Annotated in this window: 15 protein-coding genes and 1 rRNA gene; 8 read left to right on the top strand and 8 right to left on the bottom strand. The window is 39.7% G+C overall.

What is annotated here, in order from left to right; translation table 11 throughout:
* Positions 1-12 precede the first annotated feature (12 nt).
* Complete coding sequence (locus DPV85_RS00085) at positions 13-273, bottom strand: YfhL family 4Fe-4S dicluster ferredoxin (RefSeq protein WP_014064693.1); 261 nt, start codon at positions 271-273, stop codon at positions 13-15.
* 75 nt (positions 274-348) lie between these two features.
* On the opposite strand from DPV85_RS00085, the gene DPV85_RS00080 reads away from it, so the two are divergent.
* The 5 genes from DPV85_RS00080 to DPV85_RS00055 all read left to right on the top strand — a co-directional run bounded on the left by DPV85_RS00080 (position 349) and on the right by DPV85_RS00055 (position 6128).
* Positions 349-1062 carry a ribonuclease T2 family protein gene (locus DPV85_RS00080; protein ID WP_111326304.1) on the top strand — a complete coding sequence of 238 codons (714 nt, stop codon included), beginning with the start codon at positions 349-351 and terminating at the stop codon, positions 1060-1062.
* Positions 1063-1160: 98 nt separating this feature from the next.
* Positions 1161-2321 (top strand): phosphoglycerate kinase, encoded by a 1161-nt coding sequence (gene pgk / locus DPV85_RS00075; protein WP_005696971.1) that lies wholly within the window; start codon positions 1161-1163, stop codon positions 2319-2321.
* 371 nt (positions 2322-2692) lie between these two features.
* A complete protein-coding gene (gene fbaA, locus DPV85_RS00065) occupies positions 2693-3772 on the top strand; it encodes a class II fructose-bisphosphate aldolase (RefSeq protein ID WP_054418981.1) in 1080 nt (359 codons plus the stop codon).
* A gap of 83 nt (positions 3773-3855) precedes the next feature.
* Positions 3856-5100, top strand: coding sequence for an O-antigen ligase family protein (locus DPV85_RS00060; RefSeq protein WP_111326301.1), 1245 nt, complete (start codon positions 3856-3858; stop codon positions 5098-5100).
* A complete protein-coding gene (locus tag DPV85_RS00055) occupies positions 5097-6128 on the top strand; it encodes a glycosyltransferase family 9 protein (protein ID WP_111326299.1) in 1032 nt (343 codons plus the stop codon). Before DPV85_RS00060 ends, DPV85_RS00055 begins: the two co-directional genes overlap by 4 nt.
* On the opposite strand, the gene yczE is transcribed toward DPV85_RS00055, so the two are convergent.
* On the bottom strand, positions 6078-6743 hold the full coding sequence (gene yczE, locus DPV85_RS00050; protein WP_111326298.1) for a membrane protein YczE: 666 nt from the start codon (positions 6741-6743) through the stop codon (positions 6078-6080). The genes DPV85_RS00055 and yczE overlap by 51 nt on opposite strands.
* Positions 6744-6933: 190 nt before the next feature.
* Here yczE and DPV85_RS00045 point away from each other — a divergent pair, with 190 nt between their 5' ends.
* Positions 6934-8475 (top strand): YjjI family glycine radical enzyme, encoded by a 1542-nt coding sequence (locus DPV85_RS00045; protein WP_111326296.1) that lies wholly within the window; start codon positions 6934-6936, stop codon positions 8473-8475.
* Between the two features lie 44 nt (positions 8476-8519).
* Here DPV85_RS00045 and recQ read toward each other — a convergent pair whose 3' ends face one another.
* Positions 8520-10385 carry a DNA helicase RecQ gene (recQ, locus tag DPV85_RS00040; protein ID WP_111326295.1) on the bottom strand — a complete coding sequence of 622 codons (1866 nt, stop codon included), beginning with the start codon at positions 10383-10385 and terminating at the stop codon, positions 8520-8522.
* A complete protein-coding gene (gene cyaY, locus DPV85_RS00035) occupies positions 10385-10690 on the bottom strand; it encodes an iron donor protein CyaY (RefSeq protein WP_111326293.1) in 306 nt (101 codons plus the stop codon). The genes recQ and cyaY overlap by 1 nt, the downstream gene beginning before the upstream one ends.
* Before the next feature lie 95 nt (positions 10691-10785).
* Here cyaY and lptM point away from each other — a divergent pair, with 95 nt between their 5' ends.
* Both lptM and lysA read left to right on the top strand, forming a co-directional pair.
* The gene (gene lptM, locus DPV85_RS00030; protein WP_111326292.1) at positions 10786-10911 is read left to right on the top strand and encodes an LPS translocon maturation chaperone LptM; all 126 of its coding nucleotides are present in this window, start codon (positions 10786-10788) and stop codon (positions 10909-10911) included.
* Between the two features lie 27 nt (positions 10912-10938).
* Positions 10939-12189: a diaminopimelate decarboxylase gene (gene lysA / locus DPV85_RS00025; RefSeq protein WP_111326290.1), complete on the top strand. Its 1251-nt coding sequence runs from the start codon at positions 10939-10941 to the stop codon at positions 12187-12189.
* Positions 12190-12243: 54 nt separating this feature from the next.
* Here the strand turns inward: lysA and hemN are convergent, their stop codons facing one another.
* From hemN to rrf, 4 genes are all read right to left on the bottom strand, one after another.
* Positions 12244-13611, bottom strand: coding sequence for an oxygen-independent coproporphyrinogen III oxidase (hemN, locus tag DPV85_RS00020; protein ID WP_111326288.1), 1368 nt, complete (start codon positions 13609-13611; stop codon positions 12244-12246).
* Positions 13611-14054 carry a DUF2489 domain-containing protein gene (locus DPV85_RS00015; RefSeq protein WP_111326286.1) on the bottom strand — a complete coding sequence of 148 codons (444 nt, stop codon included), beginning with the start codon at positions 14052-14054 and terminating at the stop codon, positions 13611-13613. The genes hemN and DPV85_RS00015 overlap by 1 nt, the downstream gene beginning before the upstream one ends.
* Before the next feature lie 5 nt (positions 14055-14059).
* Positions 14060-14617: a Der GTPase-activating protein YihI gene (gene yihI, locus DPV85_RS00010; protein WP_111326284.1), complete on the bottom strand. Its 558-nt coding sequence runs from the start codon at positions 14615-14617 to the stop codon at positions 14060-14062.
* Positions 14618-14806: 189 nt separating this feature from the next.
* Positions 14807-14922, bottom strand: a 5S ribosomal RNA gene (gene rrf / locus DPV85_RS00005).
* Positions 14923-14965 lie beyond the last annotated feature (43 nt).

The raw sequence follows: 14965 nt of genomic DNA, 5'->3' as shown, positions 1-14965 counted from the left end.
ATCAGGTAAATTCTACAACTTATCTGAATGGTGAATCATCACAAAACGTTCCCAAAGCTGCTCTTCGCTTTCTTGGTGCTCAGGATCTGGCTTGATGCAGTTTGTAATCGGGCAAACTTTTTGGCAAGTTGGCGTGTCATAATGACCAACACATTCCGTACAAAGTACAGGATCGATCACATAGATCTCCTCGCCGATTGAAATTGCTTCATTCGGACATTCGGGGAGACACATATCGCAGTTTGTGCATTTGTTTGTGATCAGTAACGCCATACTATTCCTTTATATGAGAAAGCGGCGAATTATAGCCGACAAAAGCAAAATTGACAAAATTTAAACAGGATTTTTATGAAAAAACAGGTTTCCACTCTTTCCCTTATTGCCCTTGCCGCATTTAGTATTTGGCAATATTTCACTGAACACAAAAAAGACACAAAACCCGTCCCAACAACCACACAACAACAAAGCCAAAGTGCGGTCAAAAATACCCAAGATTTTGGTAATTATGATGTCATCATGCGTGATGATGCCATTGGACAAAATAAAAATGCCCCAGTTGATTACTATATGTTAGCCTTATCTTGGTCGCCGGCATTCTGTGAAAAACAACGTGCGCAATATGGCAATAATTTACCCGATTCAGCGCAATATCAATGTAGTACAAAAAATCAATTTGGCTGGGTAGTGCATGGCTTATGGCCTCAAAATGCGAATGCACGCTCTGTTACAGATCACCCTCGTTTTTGTAAGGGTGATTTAGCGCCGCTTCCAATTGAAACGCTCGAGCCTTACCTTTCAATCTCGCCAGGCGCAAAATTATTGCAAGGCGAATGGGAAAAACACGGTAGCTGCGCGTTTGATTCAGCAGAAGCTTATTTCAAACAAGAGAAAGCATTATTTGAATCGCTTTCCTTGCCAAACGAACAATTAAGCCGTAAAGAATTATTTCAATGGATGAAGCAACATAATCCGCAATTAAAAGGCGCTTATTTAGGGGCGAGCCATAATGAACTATTCATTTGTTACAATCGCCAGTGGGAAGTAATCGATTGCCAAAAATAAGCATAATTCGCTTTTTTATTTGATCTACATCGTTACAACCTAGTCAGAACTAGGTATAATGTCCCCGTTTAATTTTAACTAACCCAAGAGGAAAGCTTATGTCAGTAATCAAAATGACCGACTTAGATTTAAAAGGTAAACGTGTATTTATTCGCGCGGACTTAAACGTGCCAGTAAAAGATGGCAAAGTAACATCTGATGCGCGTATTCGTGCGACTATCCCGACGTTAAAACTGGCTTTAGAGAAAGGCGCAAAAGTGATGGTTACCTCTCACTTAGGTCGTCCAACTGAAGGGGAATTCAAACCTGAAGATTCTTTACAACCAGTTGTTGATTACTTAAAAGATGCAGGTTTCAATGTGCGTTTAGTGCAAGACTACTTAAACGGTGTGGATGTTAAAGAAGGCGAAATCGTTGTTTTAGAAAACGTACGTGTGAACAAAGGTGAGAAGAAAAACGATCCTGAATTAGGTAAAAAATATGCCGCACTTTGCGATGTATTCGTGATGGATGCATTCGGTACAGCTCACCGTGCGCAAGCATCAACTTACGGCGTAGCGGAGTTTGCACCGGTTGCTTGTGCAGGTCCATTACTTGCAGCAGAATTAGATGCGTTAGGTAAAGCATTAAAAGAACCTGCTCGCCCGATGGTTGCGATCGTAGGCGGTTCCAAAGTTTCCACTAAATTAGAAGTATTAAACTCTCTTTCAAAAATTGCTGACCAAATTATCGTAGGCGGTGGTATTGCAAATACGTTCATCGCGGCAGCAGGCCACAATGTGGGTAAATCTTTATATGAAGCAGATTTAATCCCTGTAGCAAAAGAATTAGCAGCAAGCACTGACATTCCAGTACCAGTTGATGTACGTGTAGGTACTGAATTCTCTGAAACTGCACCTGCAACAGAAAAATCAGTGACTGAAGTGAAAGATGATGAATCTATCTTCGATATCGGTGACAAATCTGCTGAACAATTAGCTGAAATCATCAAAAATGCAAAAACTGTTTTATGGAATGGTCCAGTTGGCGTGTTTGAATTCCCTAACTTCCGTAAAGGGACTGAAATCATTTCTCACGCGATTGCAAACAGCGATGCATTCTCTATCGCAGGTGGCGGTGATACTTTAGCGGCTATCGATTTATTCGGTATTGCAGATAAAATCTCTTACATCTCTACCGGTGGCGGTGCATTCTTAGAATTCGTTGAAGGTAAAGTATTACCTGCAGTAGAAATTCTTGAAAAACGTGCGAACGGTTAATTGGAAAAAATTGCTAATCTAAGGTCTAGTTTATGATAAATAAGCCTAAAGCCTCAGCTCCCTGTCTATTAGTTAGTGTTATATTATTAACTGCTTGTAGTGATGGAAGTTCCAGTGTCTACAATACAAGGCACTTATCTGGCTCCAGTTTGGAGCGACAAGCACAGTTGGAATGTATTCATAATATTGCAGATCAAAATACAGGCACCTCTCAAGGTTATTTAGCTAAGTGTCCAAGATCTGCTAAATGGCATTCTGACAAGACAATGGAGCGTATTTATCTTAAGCGACCTATGTTTAAAAAGTGATCACCTTCTCACAAACGTCAATGATGGATTTAATCCTCCCAAACATATAAGGAAAAAGTAAAAATGGCTAAATTATTAGATATCGTAAAACCTGGCGTAGTAACAGGTGAAGATGTTCAAAAAATCTTTGCTTATGCCAAAGCAAACAACTTCGCGATCCCTGCAGTAAACTGCGTGGGCTCTGACTCCGTAAATGCTGTATTGGAAACTGCTGCACGTGTGAAAGCGCCAGTAATTATCCAATTCTCAAACGGTGGTGCAGCTTTCTACGCAGGTAAAGGTATCAAACCAACAAGCGGTGCACGTCCAGACGTTTTAGGTGCAATCGCAGGTGCGAAACACGTTCATACTTTAGCCAAAGAATACGGTGTTCCAGTTATTCTTCATACCGACCACGCGGCGAAAAAATTACTTCCATGGATCGATGGCTTACTTGAAGCGGGTGAAAAACACTTTGCAGAAACTGGCCGTCCATTATTCTCTTCTCACATGCTTGATTTATCTGAAGAGCCAATGGAAGAAAACATGGCAATCTGCCGTGAATACCTTGCTCGTATGGACAAGTTAGGTATGACCCTTGAAATCGAAATCGGTATTACCGGTGGGGAAGAAGACGGCGTGGATAACTCAGATGTCGATGAATCTCGCTTATACACTCAACCATCTGATGTGCTTTATGTTTACGACCAATTAAACCCTGTAAGCCCTAATTTTACCGTTGCTGCAGCATTCGGTAACGTACATGGTGTTTACAAACCAGGTAACGTAAAATTAAAACCATCTATTTTAGGTGCGTCACAAGAGTTCGTTGCAAAAGAACGCAATCTTCCTGCTAAACCAATCAACTTCGTCTTCCACGGTGGTTCAGGTTCTAGCCGCGAAGAAATCCGCGAAGCAATTAGCTACGGTGCAATCAAAATGAATATCGATACGGATACTCAATGGGCTGCATGGAATGGTATCTTAAGTTTCTATAAAGCAAACGAAGCATACCTCCAAGGTCAATTAGGTAACCCTGAAGGTCCTGATGTACCAAACAAAAAATACTACGACCCACGTGTTTGGTTACGTAAAATGGAAGAGTCAATGTCTAAACGCTTAGAACAATCTTTCGAAGACTTAAACTGCGTTGATGTTTTATAATCCATAAAAATAGACTAAAATGAAACCGCACTTTGTTAGTGCGGTTTTTTAGTTTTACATAATCTAAACATCGGCCATTATCTATGCAAATAACAAAACAAAATTGGTTAGCCACCCTAATAAACTTTGCGGTAACGCTTTTCTTTCTTTCGATATTTATTGTCAAAGGTGGATATAATGCTGCGCCTGCTCTATTGATGTTAATCGGTTTAGGTTATGGCGTTTATGCTTTGATCAAGAAACCACTTTTAAACTTATCGAAAGTTGATAAATGGTTAATTTATAGCTACCTTTTTTATTTTCTTACATTTGTACTTTCTCTCTGCATTAATGGGGGGAAAATGCGCGATCTTGATACTGCAAGCCGCGTTGTTTTCTTTGTTCCTGTTTTACTTTTATTATTAAAATACCCTATCAAAACTTGCGTTTTAAGTTACTCTATTCCGCTTGGTAGCATTATTTCCCTTTGCGTAGCACTTTATGATAAATTTATCTTGAATCTACGTCCGGAGCAAAACCCTCGAATTATGCATATTCAAGGTGGTGATATTTCGATGTCATTAGGCATTTTGAGCCTAATTATTGCTCTCTATGCCCATCAGAAAAAAGACGTAAAACTGACCGCCCTTAGTGTGATTGGTGGTTTATGTGGCATCGTAGGAAGTTTGCTTTCTACCGCTCGAGGCGGGTGGGTGGCACTTCCCGTCTTACTTATTGTTATCCTTTATATTTATCGCCATTCTCTTTCAAAACGTTTTTTCCTGACTTTCTTTGGAATCATTGCTATAGCAAGCGTTGGCATTAGCCAAATGCCAAATAACCGCATCATGGAACGAATTAATGTTGCTCAAAAAGATATCCAACTTTATCTAGACAAAAATAATGGAAACACCTCTCTAGGCGCTCGTTTTGAAATGTGGAAAAGTGCGATTGCAATGGCAAAAGAAAAGCCTTTATTTGGTTGGGGCATTCAAGGGGCAACAGAAAAACGTAAACAAGAAACAAAAGAAAAAATTGCCACAGGTAACATTGGGCAATTTACTCATGCCCATAACCAATATTTAGATGACCTATCCAAACGAGGAATTGTTGGGTTACTCGCCTTGCTTGCTGTTTTATTTATCCCTCTATGTACCTTTATGAAAAACCTGAAAACAGCAAATAATGAGATCAAGCTAATTGCAACGTTAGGCGTTGCCCATATTTTATCTGTGATGATTTATGGCTTAAGCCAAGGTTTCTTAGTTCATAATTCAGGTACTATTTTTTACTTTTTCTTAACGATTGTATTTTATGCTGCAATACGAACACATCAGAAGGCAGAATAATGAAAATTTTAGTCATTCGCAACGATAAACTAGGCGACTTTGTTCAAGCATTCCCTGCTTTTGCGATGTTGAAAGCCTCCAATCCCGAGCTAAAACTGACCGCACTTGTGCCGGCTTATACTGCCCCGCTCGCCCAAATTTGCCCCTATTTAGATGATGTCATCATTGATAGTGCCAAGAACGACAAAGCGGATTTCAATCGGCTTGTTAAAGAAATCAAAGAGCAGCAATTTGATGGCATGATTAGCTTCTTTTCCAATACCCATAACGGTAAATTAGCCTGGAAAAGTGGGATTCCTTATCGTCTTGCGCCTGCGACAAAATGGGTGCAAATCCTTTATAACCATCGTTTAACACAACGCCGTTCACGCTCAGAAAAATCTGAAGCAGAATACAATCAAGATCTGGCTCGAACGTTCTTAAAGAAACATAACATGCCGATTGTGGAACCCAAACCACCTTACCTTTCACTTCCTGAAAGTGCGGTTAAAAATCAACGTGTTTTTCTTCAAGAACAATTCGGTTTATCGGCAGATAAAAAATGGGTATTTGTGCATAGCGGAACAGGTGGTTCAGCAACAAGTCTTTCGTTGACACAATATGCTCAATTGATACAAGGTTTGTTAAGTGAATTTGATTGCCAGATTATCTTAACAGCAGGACCTGGTGAAAGTGAAAAAGCCCATGAGTTAGCGGCAAAAATCGACAGCCAAAATGTGGTTGTTTACGATAAGAATAAAGGATTGGTTGATTTTGCACATTCTCTGGCTTGTGCGGATTTATTCATTGCAGGCTCAACTGGACCATTGCATTTAAGCAGTGCATTCAATGTGCCAACAATCGGATTCTATCCAAATAGTCGCTCATCTCAGCCTCGTCGTTGGAAACCGATTAACGATGCAGACAAACACCTTGCTTTCTGCCCGCCAAAAGGGAAAGACGAAATGAACTTAGGTTTGATTTCTATTGATGATGCCTTAGTGGACATTATCCCCTTCGTGCGAAAGATGTGGCAAGCGAGCAATTGAGTTTAAGCATAACTGCACAATCCAACCTATTGCGGCGGCAAAAACAACGGTACCAATCCCGACTGTGCCGCCGAGAATATAACCTAATACACAAACCGACACTTCAAGGCTTGTTCTCACAATCCCCACTTTTAAATGAAGACGTTGACAAAGCCCCACCATTAAACCATCCCGCGGGCCTGCCCCCTGATGACAGGTTAAATACAATGCCGTCCCTAATCCATAGAGTAAAAGCCCAATTCCACCAAATAAAATTCGGCTAAAAAGTGCGGTTGGTTCCGGCACAATTTTCGTGGTTAAGCCAAGGAAAAAGGCAATCACAATGATATTCAGAATAGTGCCAAGCCCAAGCCTTAATTTGAGGGGAATCCAGGCTAACATCACCAAACAGCTAATCCAAAATGATGACCAACCGATACTCACTTTAGCTTGTAATGCCACACCTTGAGAAAGCACGGTCCAAGGTGAAGAACCCAAATTAGCAAGCACAATCAAGCCATCTCCAATGCCCAGTATTGCCAATGCAAATAAGAGCATCGACATCGTTTTACCTTCGACTGACCATAGCGATTTGGCTGCCCAACTGGTGTGGGGAATCACCCGTGCTTTTTTCATATTATTCCTGTTTATGTTTAACGCCGACATCATAATGGGAAACCCAATAAAACCCAAACATTTTAACGTCATATGATATAACCGAATTGACTGATAAATATCATAAATGTGATGCAGATCACATTGTCAAAATTGTCATCACTCATTCACTGACTTAAAATAAGCTACCCTTTTTAATCAGGACATTATTATGCTTGCATCTCTTCAAGATATTTTGGATACCGTAAAATCCAACACGCTCACCTATCAACAAAAACTCATGTGTTTAGGCAATATTGCCGAGCGATTATTTGACCCTCGTGAATTATTAGGTTACACGGATGAAGAATGGCAATTCCTTCAAAATCAAATGATCTGTGATTTAAATGAAGGCTATGCGATTTATCGCCCACGTTATATTTTGCCGGATTACAATGTGTATATTAAAAAAGGCTGTGAATTCCTTGAATTGCCCGCGCCAAAAGATCTTGATGAAGCATTAGATGGCTTATTGATTTTATATTCTCATGTGCCATCAATTACCACATTTCCGGTTTATATTGGGCGTTTAGACATGCTACTTGATCCGTTTATTACCGATGAAGAACAAGACTACATCAAAATTAAACGTTTCTTAAATCATGTGGATAAAACTGTGCCAGATTCATTCTGTCATGCCAATATTGGCCCTTATGACACCAAAGCAGGGCGTTTGATTTTAAAAGCGGTGATTGAGCTAGAAGCACCAACACCCAATATGACCATTCGTTACGATAAAAGTAAAACAAGTCGTGAATTTGCAGAATTAGCGGCAAAAGCGTGCTTATTAGTTTCTAAACCGTCTTTTGCCAATGATGCTTACTACATTTCTGACTTAGGCGAACAATATGGTATTGCAAGTTGCTATAACGCACTGCCCGAATGCGGCGGGGCTTATACCCTCACTCGCTTGCGCTTAGGGACTATCGCTCGCGCCTGTAAAACTGTGGATGAAATGGTCAATGAGCTTTTACCTCGTGTAGCAAAATGTGCGCTCTCCACAATGGATAAACGCCATAAATTTGTAGTAGAAGAAAGCAACTTCTTTAATACCTCATTCCTCGAAAAAGAAGGTTTTATCAAACGGACTAATTTTACGGGGATGTTTGCCATTGTAGGACTTGCAGATGCGACAAATCATTTATTGCAACAAGAAGGCTTAAACGAAACCTTTGGTAAAAGCCAACGCGGTGATGAAATTGCAACCTTGATTATGGATAAATTAAAAGAAGTCACGGATAACCATGAAGGAGTGTATGCTGAACGCACGGGCAATCGTTATTTATTACATGCTCAAGTAGGCGCAAGCAATCATGAAGAAGATAAACGTAATGCGCCAGCACATCGCATTCGTGTGGGTGAAGAACCAACGTTACTGGCTCATTTGAAACAATCGGCGCCATTCCATAAATACTTCCCATCAGGTACGGGAGATTTGTTTGCCTTTGACCAAACCTATGTGGATCATTTAGATGCCGTTGTTGATATTATCGATGGTTCATTTGCTCAAGGTTACCGCTATATCACCACTTACCTTAAAAACACCGATTTGATTCGTGTAACGGGCTATTTGGTGAAGAAAAGCGAAGTGGAAAAATACCGTAAAGGTGAAGTAGCATTGCGCGATACGACTTGGTATGGCGCTGGCACCGATGATTGCGCACAAGTCTTTGACCGTCAATTACGCGATGAACAAGATGTAAGTGCCAGCTAGAAAAAAAGTGCGGTCGAAAAATTCTTTGTTTTTTTTGACCGCACTTATTCTTTTTCTGCCTTTTCTAAAATTGCTTTGTGCTCTCGAATCAATGCCATAAACGGCTGTCCAAAGCGTTCCAATTTGATCGCACCCACCCCATTAATTTGTAACATTTCAATATTACTTGTTGGCATGTATTGTGCCATTTCCTGCAACGTCGCATCGTTAAAGACAATATAAGGTGGAATATTTTCCTTATCCGCTAGCTGCTTCCGTAAGAAACGCAAGCGAGCAAACAGATCTTTATCGTAATTTGCTACCGTATTTTTATGAGACGTATGCACAATTTTATTAATAGATGAAATGCGTGGCATCGCTAATTCAAGCGGCACTTCACCTTTTAAAACAGGACGTGCGCTTTCTGTGAGCTGAAGCGTTGCACTATTAAACTCACCGATCACTTGTTGAATAAAACCAAGATGAATCAGTTGGCGAATCACGGATTGCCAATGTTCTTTGCTTTTATCTTTACCAATGCCATAAACACTTAACTTATCATGTTGGCGTTCTACAATTTTTTGATTATGCATCCCTCGCAATACCGCAATCACATATTGCACACCGAAACATTGACCCACACGATAAATCGTTGACATCACTTTTTGCGCATCAATTAAGCCATCATATTTCTTTGGCGGGTCAAGACAAATATCGCAGTTTTGACAAGGCGTTTGACGATATTCACCAAAATAATTGAGTAACACTAAACGACGACAAGTCTGACTTTCAGCAAATTCACCAATAGCTTCTAATTTATGTTGCTCAATTTGACGTTGTGGCGTCTCTGGCTTTTCAAGCAGAATTTTCTGTAACCAAGCATAATCAGCCGGTTCGTAGAAAAGTACTGCTTCCGCAGGTAAATCATCTCGCCCCGCACGACCGGTCTCTTGATAATATGATTCAATGCTTCTCGGCAAATCAAAATGGGCAACAAAACGTACGTTAGATTTATTAATCCCCATGCCAAACGCAATCGTTGCAACCACAACTTGAACATTGTCTCGTTGGAAATCTTGCTGAACGCGTTCACGTAGTGCAGTTTCCATTCCCGCATGATACGCTGCAGCCGAGACGCCTTTATTTCGCAAAGTTTCTGCTATACGTTCCACCTTCGAACGGCTATTGCAATACACAATGCCGCTTTTTCCTTTTTGAGCTAACACAAAACGCGTAAGCTGCTCCATCGGCTTAAACTTTTCTTCCAACGTATAACGAATATTCGGACGATCAAAACTGCCTATGTATTTGTGAGGATTGTCTAATTTAAGATGAGTGAGAATATCCTGTCTCGTCGCGTAATCCGCTGTCGCCGTTAATGCCATAATTGGCGCATTTGGAAACGCTGCTTTTAACCCGCCAAGTTGGGTATATTCAGGGCGAAAATCATGCCCCCACTGTGAAATACAATGTGCTTCATCAATGGCGATAAAGGAAATTTGAGCATAAGAAATCAGCTGAAAAAAGCTGTTTGTCATCACTTTTTCAGGCGAAACATATAATAATTTTAATTGTCCTGAAATCAGCTTATTTTCAACTTGCTGTTGTTGTTCTGGCGTCTGACTAGAATTTAGAAAATCGGCTTCAATACCGTTTGCTTGGAGTTGATCCACCTGATCTTTCATTAAAGAGATCAAAGGCGAAATCACTAATGTGAGACCGGGAAAACAAAGTGCTGGAATTTGATAACACAAGGATTTTCCATTTCCTGTGGCCATCACCACTAAGGCATCCTGACCGCTTAACGCAGCGTGAATCACTTCTTCCTGCCCTTTGCGGAAAGATTGGTAACCAAAAACAGACCGCAACGTATTAAGTGCGGTCGTTTTTAAGTCTGTTTTTTGCGGGGCATGTTCCGCGAGTTCGGTCATTAGAATGTTACCGTTTCTCCGTGAGCAGCAACCGCCTCGGTTAACGAATCCCAAAAGTGTTTACCATCATTTGCCACCCAATCATTATTTTTATAGGCAAAATGGAATCCGCCCAAACGGCTCGCAAGCCAAAGTTCAAGAAGTGGTTCTTGCTTATTGATAACAATTTGTGAACGATCATCAAATGTAATGGTAAATACCGAACCTTGCGTTTCGCAATCTACATCACAACCTTGATTCTCTAGCTCTTCTTCAATTTTTTGCCAAACCTGTTCAATATTTTGGTGAAATTCTGCAACATTCATAAAATTTTCCGATTAAATCTGATAGAATGCCGTGAATTATAAAGCCTTTCGCCTCGTTGGCAAAGGCAGATTTTACTTATTAGAGAGATTGAAAAATGAAAAAATTACTTTCTATTTTATTACTCAGTGCATTCTGTACTTTAGTGACAGGTTGTGGTGTAAAAGGGCCATTATATTTTCCTGAAAAAGAACAACCGCAAAACACGCAAAAAACACAATAAAAACTGACCGCACTTAAAGGATTCCTCATGGATTTTTTCCAATATAAAAACGAGCAACTTTATGTTGAAGATTTGCCCGTCAAACAACTCGCTGAAGAATTCGGCACACCGCTTTATATTTATTCGCGCGCTACGCTTGAGCGCCATTGGCATGCCTTTGACTCAGCCTTAGGAGAGCATCCACACTTAATTTGCTATGCCGTAAAAGCTAATTCTAATATTGGTATATTGAATGTAATGGCAAAATTAGGCTCAGGCTTTGATATTGTTTCACAGGGCGAATTAGAACGAGTCTTAGCAGCTGGCGGAGAGGCTTCAAAAGTGGTTTTTTCTGGCGTGGCAAAATCTCGTGCCGAAATTATGCGTGCGTTAGAAGTGGGCATTCGTTGTTTTAATGTGGAATCTATTGCGGAACTACACCATATCAACCAAATTGCGGGTGAAATGGGTAAAGTAGCCCCTATTTCTTTACGCGTGAACCCCGATGTTGATGCCCATACTCACCCTTACATTTCTACGGGATTAAAGGAAAATAAATTTGGTGTGAGCGTAGATGAAGCACGTGAAGTCTATAAATTAGCTGCAACCTTACTTCATGTAAAAATTACGGGTATGGATTGCCATATTGGCTCTCAGCTGACTGAATTACAACCCTTCTTAGATGCAACTGATCGCCTTATTCGTTTAATGGAACAATTAAAAGAAGATGGCATCACGTTAAAACACTTAGATCTCGGTGGTGGTTTAGGCGTAACTTATACTGATGAAACGCCACCTCATCCAAGTGATTATGCGACTGCGCTGCTGAATAAATTAAAAGATTATGAAGATCTCGAAATTATTCTAGAACCTGGTCGAGCGATTGCGGCGAATGCGGGTATTTTAGTGGCTAAAGTTCAATACTTAAAAAGTAATGAAAGCCGTAACTTCGCGATTACCGATACTGGCATGAACGATATGATTCGTCCAGCGCTCTATGAAGCTTATATGAACATCATTGAAATTGATCGCACTTTAGAGCGTGAAAAAGCCATTTATGATGTTGTAGGCCCTGTATGTGAAACCTCTGATTTCTTAGGTAAACAGCGTGAGCTCGCCATTGCTGAAGGGGATTATATTGCTCAACGCTCTGCTGGAGCTTATGGTGCAAGCATGTCTTCAAACTATAATTCTCGTCCACGTACGGCAGAAGTACTAGTGGATGGAGAGAAAGCTCATTTAATTCGTCGCAGAGAAAGCCTCAGTGAATTATGGGCTCTAGAAAGTATTGCAAAATAAACAGATAGAAATAAAAAACGGTCGAGGCTTACATCTTGACCGTTTTTTGTATAACTAAATAATTCGAGAGAACTGTTGTCGTTTTGCCGCTGCTCTTGAATAGGTATCAAAGCATAAACAAATATTACGGATTAATAAGCGACCCTTAGGCGAAACTTGTAAGCCTGTTTCCGTTTCAGAAATTAATCCATCTTCAAGTAATGGTTTTAATAACTGTAAATCTTCAGCAAAGTGCTTTTTGAAATCAATATTATATTGATTTTCAATTGGTGCAAAATCAAGCTTAAAGTTACAAATCAACTGCTTAATCACATCACGGCGTAAGCAATCCTCTTCTGTCATCGCTAAACCTTTATGTAATGCAATTCCTGAATTTTCCACATCATGATAATAATGTTTTAATTCTTTTTGGTTTTGAGCATACGTATCACCCAATAAACTAATGGCTGACACACCTAAACCGAGCAAATCACATTCTTCTTGCGTGGTATAGCCTTGGAAATTTCGGTGTAATACACCTTTCTCTTGAGCAATTGCTAATTCATCATCTGGTTTAGCAAAGTGATCCATACCGATAAACTTATAGCCTGCATTGCCTAAGGTTTCGATCGTTTTCTGTAAGATTTCTAATTTTGTTTCCGGTGCCGGTAATTGATCTTCTTTAATTTTTGCTTGTCCCGCAAATCGACTTGGTAAATGAGCATAGTTAAAGATACTTAAACGATCTGGATTTAATTCAATCACTTTATGCAATGTAAACATAAAACTTTCCACATTTTGAAGTGGTAATCCATAAATTAAATCAAGGTTCGTCGATTGAAAACCTAACTCACGAGCACGAACAAGCAATGCATTCACAAACTCTTCATCTTGTTCACGGTTTACCGCTTTTTGAACCGCTTTATTGAAATCTTGTACGCCCATACTGATTCGGTTAAAACCAATATTGCGTAAATGATCAAGCATGTCGAGTTCAATCTCGCGTGGGTCCATTTCAATACTGACTTCTGCATTATCCGCAATCGTAAAATGGTCTTTAAGCATCGTCATCAAACGAGCTGATTGTTCCTCTGTCAAATAAGTCGGTGTACCACCGCCCCAATGCACTTGAGTCGTAACACGATTTTTGAATAATTCTGAGCGCACTTTGATTTCTTTTTCAAGGTAATCAAGATAAATATCCGCCTTATGTTGATGACGAGTAATCACCTTATTACAGCCACAGAAATAGCAAAGTTTGTGACAAAACGGAATGTGTACGTAAAGGGAAAGTGGTCTTTCCGGATAACGATTAGCCGCTGCAATAAAATCTTCGTTTGTGTAACTTTCATTAAATTCTAATGCAGTTGGATAAGATGTATAACGAGGTCCTGATTGGTTATATTTTTGAATTAACGCAAGATCCCAAATAATTTCAGACATTAAGCTTCCCCAAATTTTTCTACATCATTTAAAAACTGACGTAACTCCAACATAATTTCTTCTTCAAATTTTGCTTCTGCACTTTCTCGCTCAAGATCGAGTTTCATTCTTTCTTTTTTTAACAATGCTTTCCGAGCTTCATGCGTAGGCATTTCTTTTACAATATTATAAAGTGCATACATCGCTTGATATGGCTGCAAAGATTGTCCAAAAGGGAGTAAAAGCATTGATAAACGAATCACCCCTTCTGAATGGTTACAATCTCCATTTTGCATCGCTTTAGCGATAATTACCATACTCTCTTTTAGGCGTTTTGTACGCGCTATTTTAGCCTGTTTAATGATAGTGTTTTGATGGCGTAACTTCCTAAGTAATTTGAAAGCATAAAATGATACGCCAGCAATAATTCCCAAGGCAATGATACTTAAAATAATCGGCCACATGACAATTATCTGAATTGGTTGATATCAATTTTCTCGAAGGTTAGATAGAGGTCATCCTCTGTTTCTTCTTCATCTTGAATACCCAATTCTTCCATTAACTGAGCAATACGATCTAAGCATTCATCCACAAATTGTTGATCTGCTTTACTAATCGTTTTACCTTCATCTAAGGCATCCAACAATTCATTTAGAATTTCATTATTTTCTAAGCGTTCTAATTCAACTTCAGGCGCAAGTTTTTTCGGTTCTTTGACTGCTGGAATTGTCATCCCTTTCTCAGGGTTATTCACAAATTCAACAATCAGTGGAACCTTTTTACGACTGCCAATACGCGGATCTTTTTGTTCAACGACTTGATTATGCTTATTTTGCTCAGCGTTACTATGACGAGAACCCGATGCTAAACCTTTATGTTTACGTTTTTTCTTATCTTCTCTTGCTTTAGCATCTAATTCATAACGTGTTAATTTCTTACCTGATAACTTCGGTGCTTCAGGTTTCTTATCCGATTTACGAATTGGCATAATATCGCTAATTTTACGACTTTTCTTTTTACGAGCCATTTGTGTTATTTATCCTATAAAAAATTTTGGTGATTGTACCATTCCACCTATATTTTCTCATTAAAAGATTTAAACATCTTTTAATAAAACTCTTCTGATTTTGACCGCACTTATATTGTCAAAGTAATCTTTAACAAAACTCCATAAACAAAAACCCCAAGCCATTCAGCTCGGGGTTCTACATTCAGTACCTGGCGGTGTCCTACTCTCACATGGGGAAGCCCCACACTACCATCGGCGCATCGGCGTTTCACTTCTGAGTTCGGTATGGGGTCAGGTGGGACCACCGCTCTATCGCCGCCAGGATTATTCCTTTAATAACTTTTCTATTTCTCTCTGCTCCGCTAT

The sequence above is a fragment of the Haemophilus parainfluenzae genome, from assembly GCF_003252725.1.
Lineage (GTDB): Bacteria > Pseudomonadota > Gammaproteobacteria > Enterobacterales > Pasteurellaceae > Haemophilus_D > Haemophilus_D parainfluenzae_L.
This window is presented reverse-complemented; position numbering and strand designations above follow the sequence as displayed.

Bases quoted from the DNA above. Each gene is read 5' to 3' on its own strand.
- DPV85_RS00015 (WP_111326286.1), bottom strand. From the start codon at position 14,054: ATGTGGCCGATTATTTTAAGTATCATTGCCTTGGGAATTATTGCTGGC.
- DPV85_RS00080 (WP_111326304.1), top strand. From the start codon at position 349: ATGAAAAAACAGGTTTCCACTCTTTCCCTTATTGCCCTTGCCGCATTT.
- hemN (WP_111326288.1), bottom strand. From the start codon at position 13,611: ATGTCTGAAATTATTTGGGATCTTGCGTTAATTCAAAAATATAACCAA.
- DPV85_RS00085 (WP_014064693.1), bottom strand. From the start codon at position 273: ATGGCGTTACTGATCACAAACAAATGCACAAACTGCGATATGTGTCTC.
- yihI (WP_111326284.1), bottom strand. From the start codon at position 14,617: ATGGCTCGTAAAAAGAAAAGTCGTAAAATTAGCGATATTATGCCAATT.
- lysA (WP_111326290.1), top strand. From the start codon at position 10,939: ATGGATTTTTTCCAATATAAAAACGAGCAACTTTATGTTGAAGATTTG.
- DPV85_RS00045 (WP_111326296.1), top strand. From the start codon at position 6,934: ATGCTTGCATCTCTTCAAGATATTTTGGATACCGTAAAATCCAACACG.
- yczE (WP_111326298.1), bottom strand. From the start codon at position 6,743: ATGAAAAAAGCACGGGTGATTCCCCACACCAGTTGGGCAGCCAAATCG.
- fbaA (WP_054418981.1), top strand. From the start codon at position 2,693: ATGGCTAAATTATTAGATATCGTAAAACCTGGCGTAGTAACAGGTGAA.
- recQ (WP_111326295.1), bottom strand. From the start codon at position 10,385: ATGACCGAACTCGCGGAACATGCCCCGCAAAAAACAGACTTAAAAACG.
- pgk (WP_005696971.1), top strand. From the start codon at position 1,161: ATGTCAGTAATCAAAATGACCGACTTAGATTTAAAAGGTAAACGTGTA.
- lptM (WP_111326292.1), top strand. From the start codon at position 10,786: ATGAAAAAATTACTTTCTATTTTATTACTCAGTGCATTCTGTACTTTA.
- cyaY (WP_111326293.1), bottom strand. From the start codon at position 10,690: ATGAATGTTGCAGAATTTCACCAAAATATTGAACAGGTTTGGCAAAAA.
- DPV85_RS00060 (WP_111326301.1), top strand. From the start codon at position 3,856: ATGCAAATAACAAAACAAAATTGGTTAGCCACCCTAATAAACTTTGCG.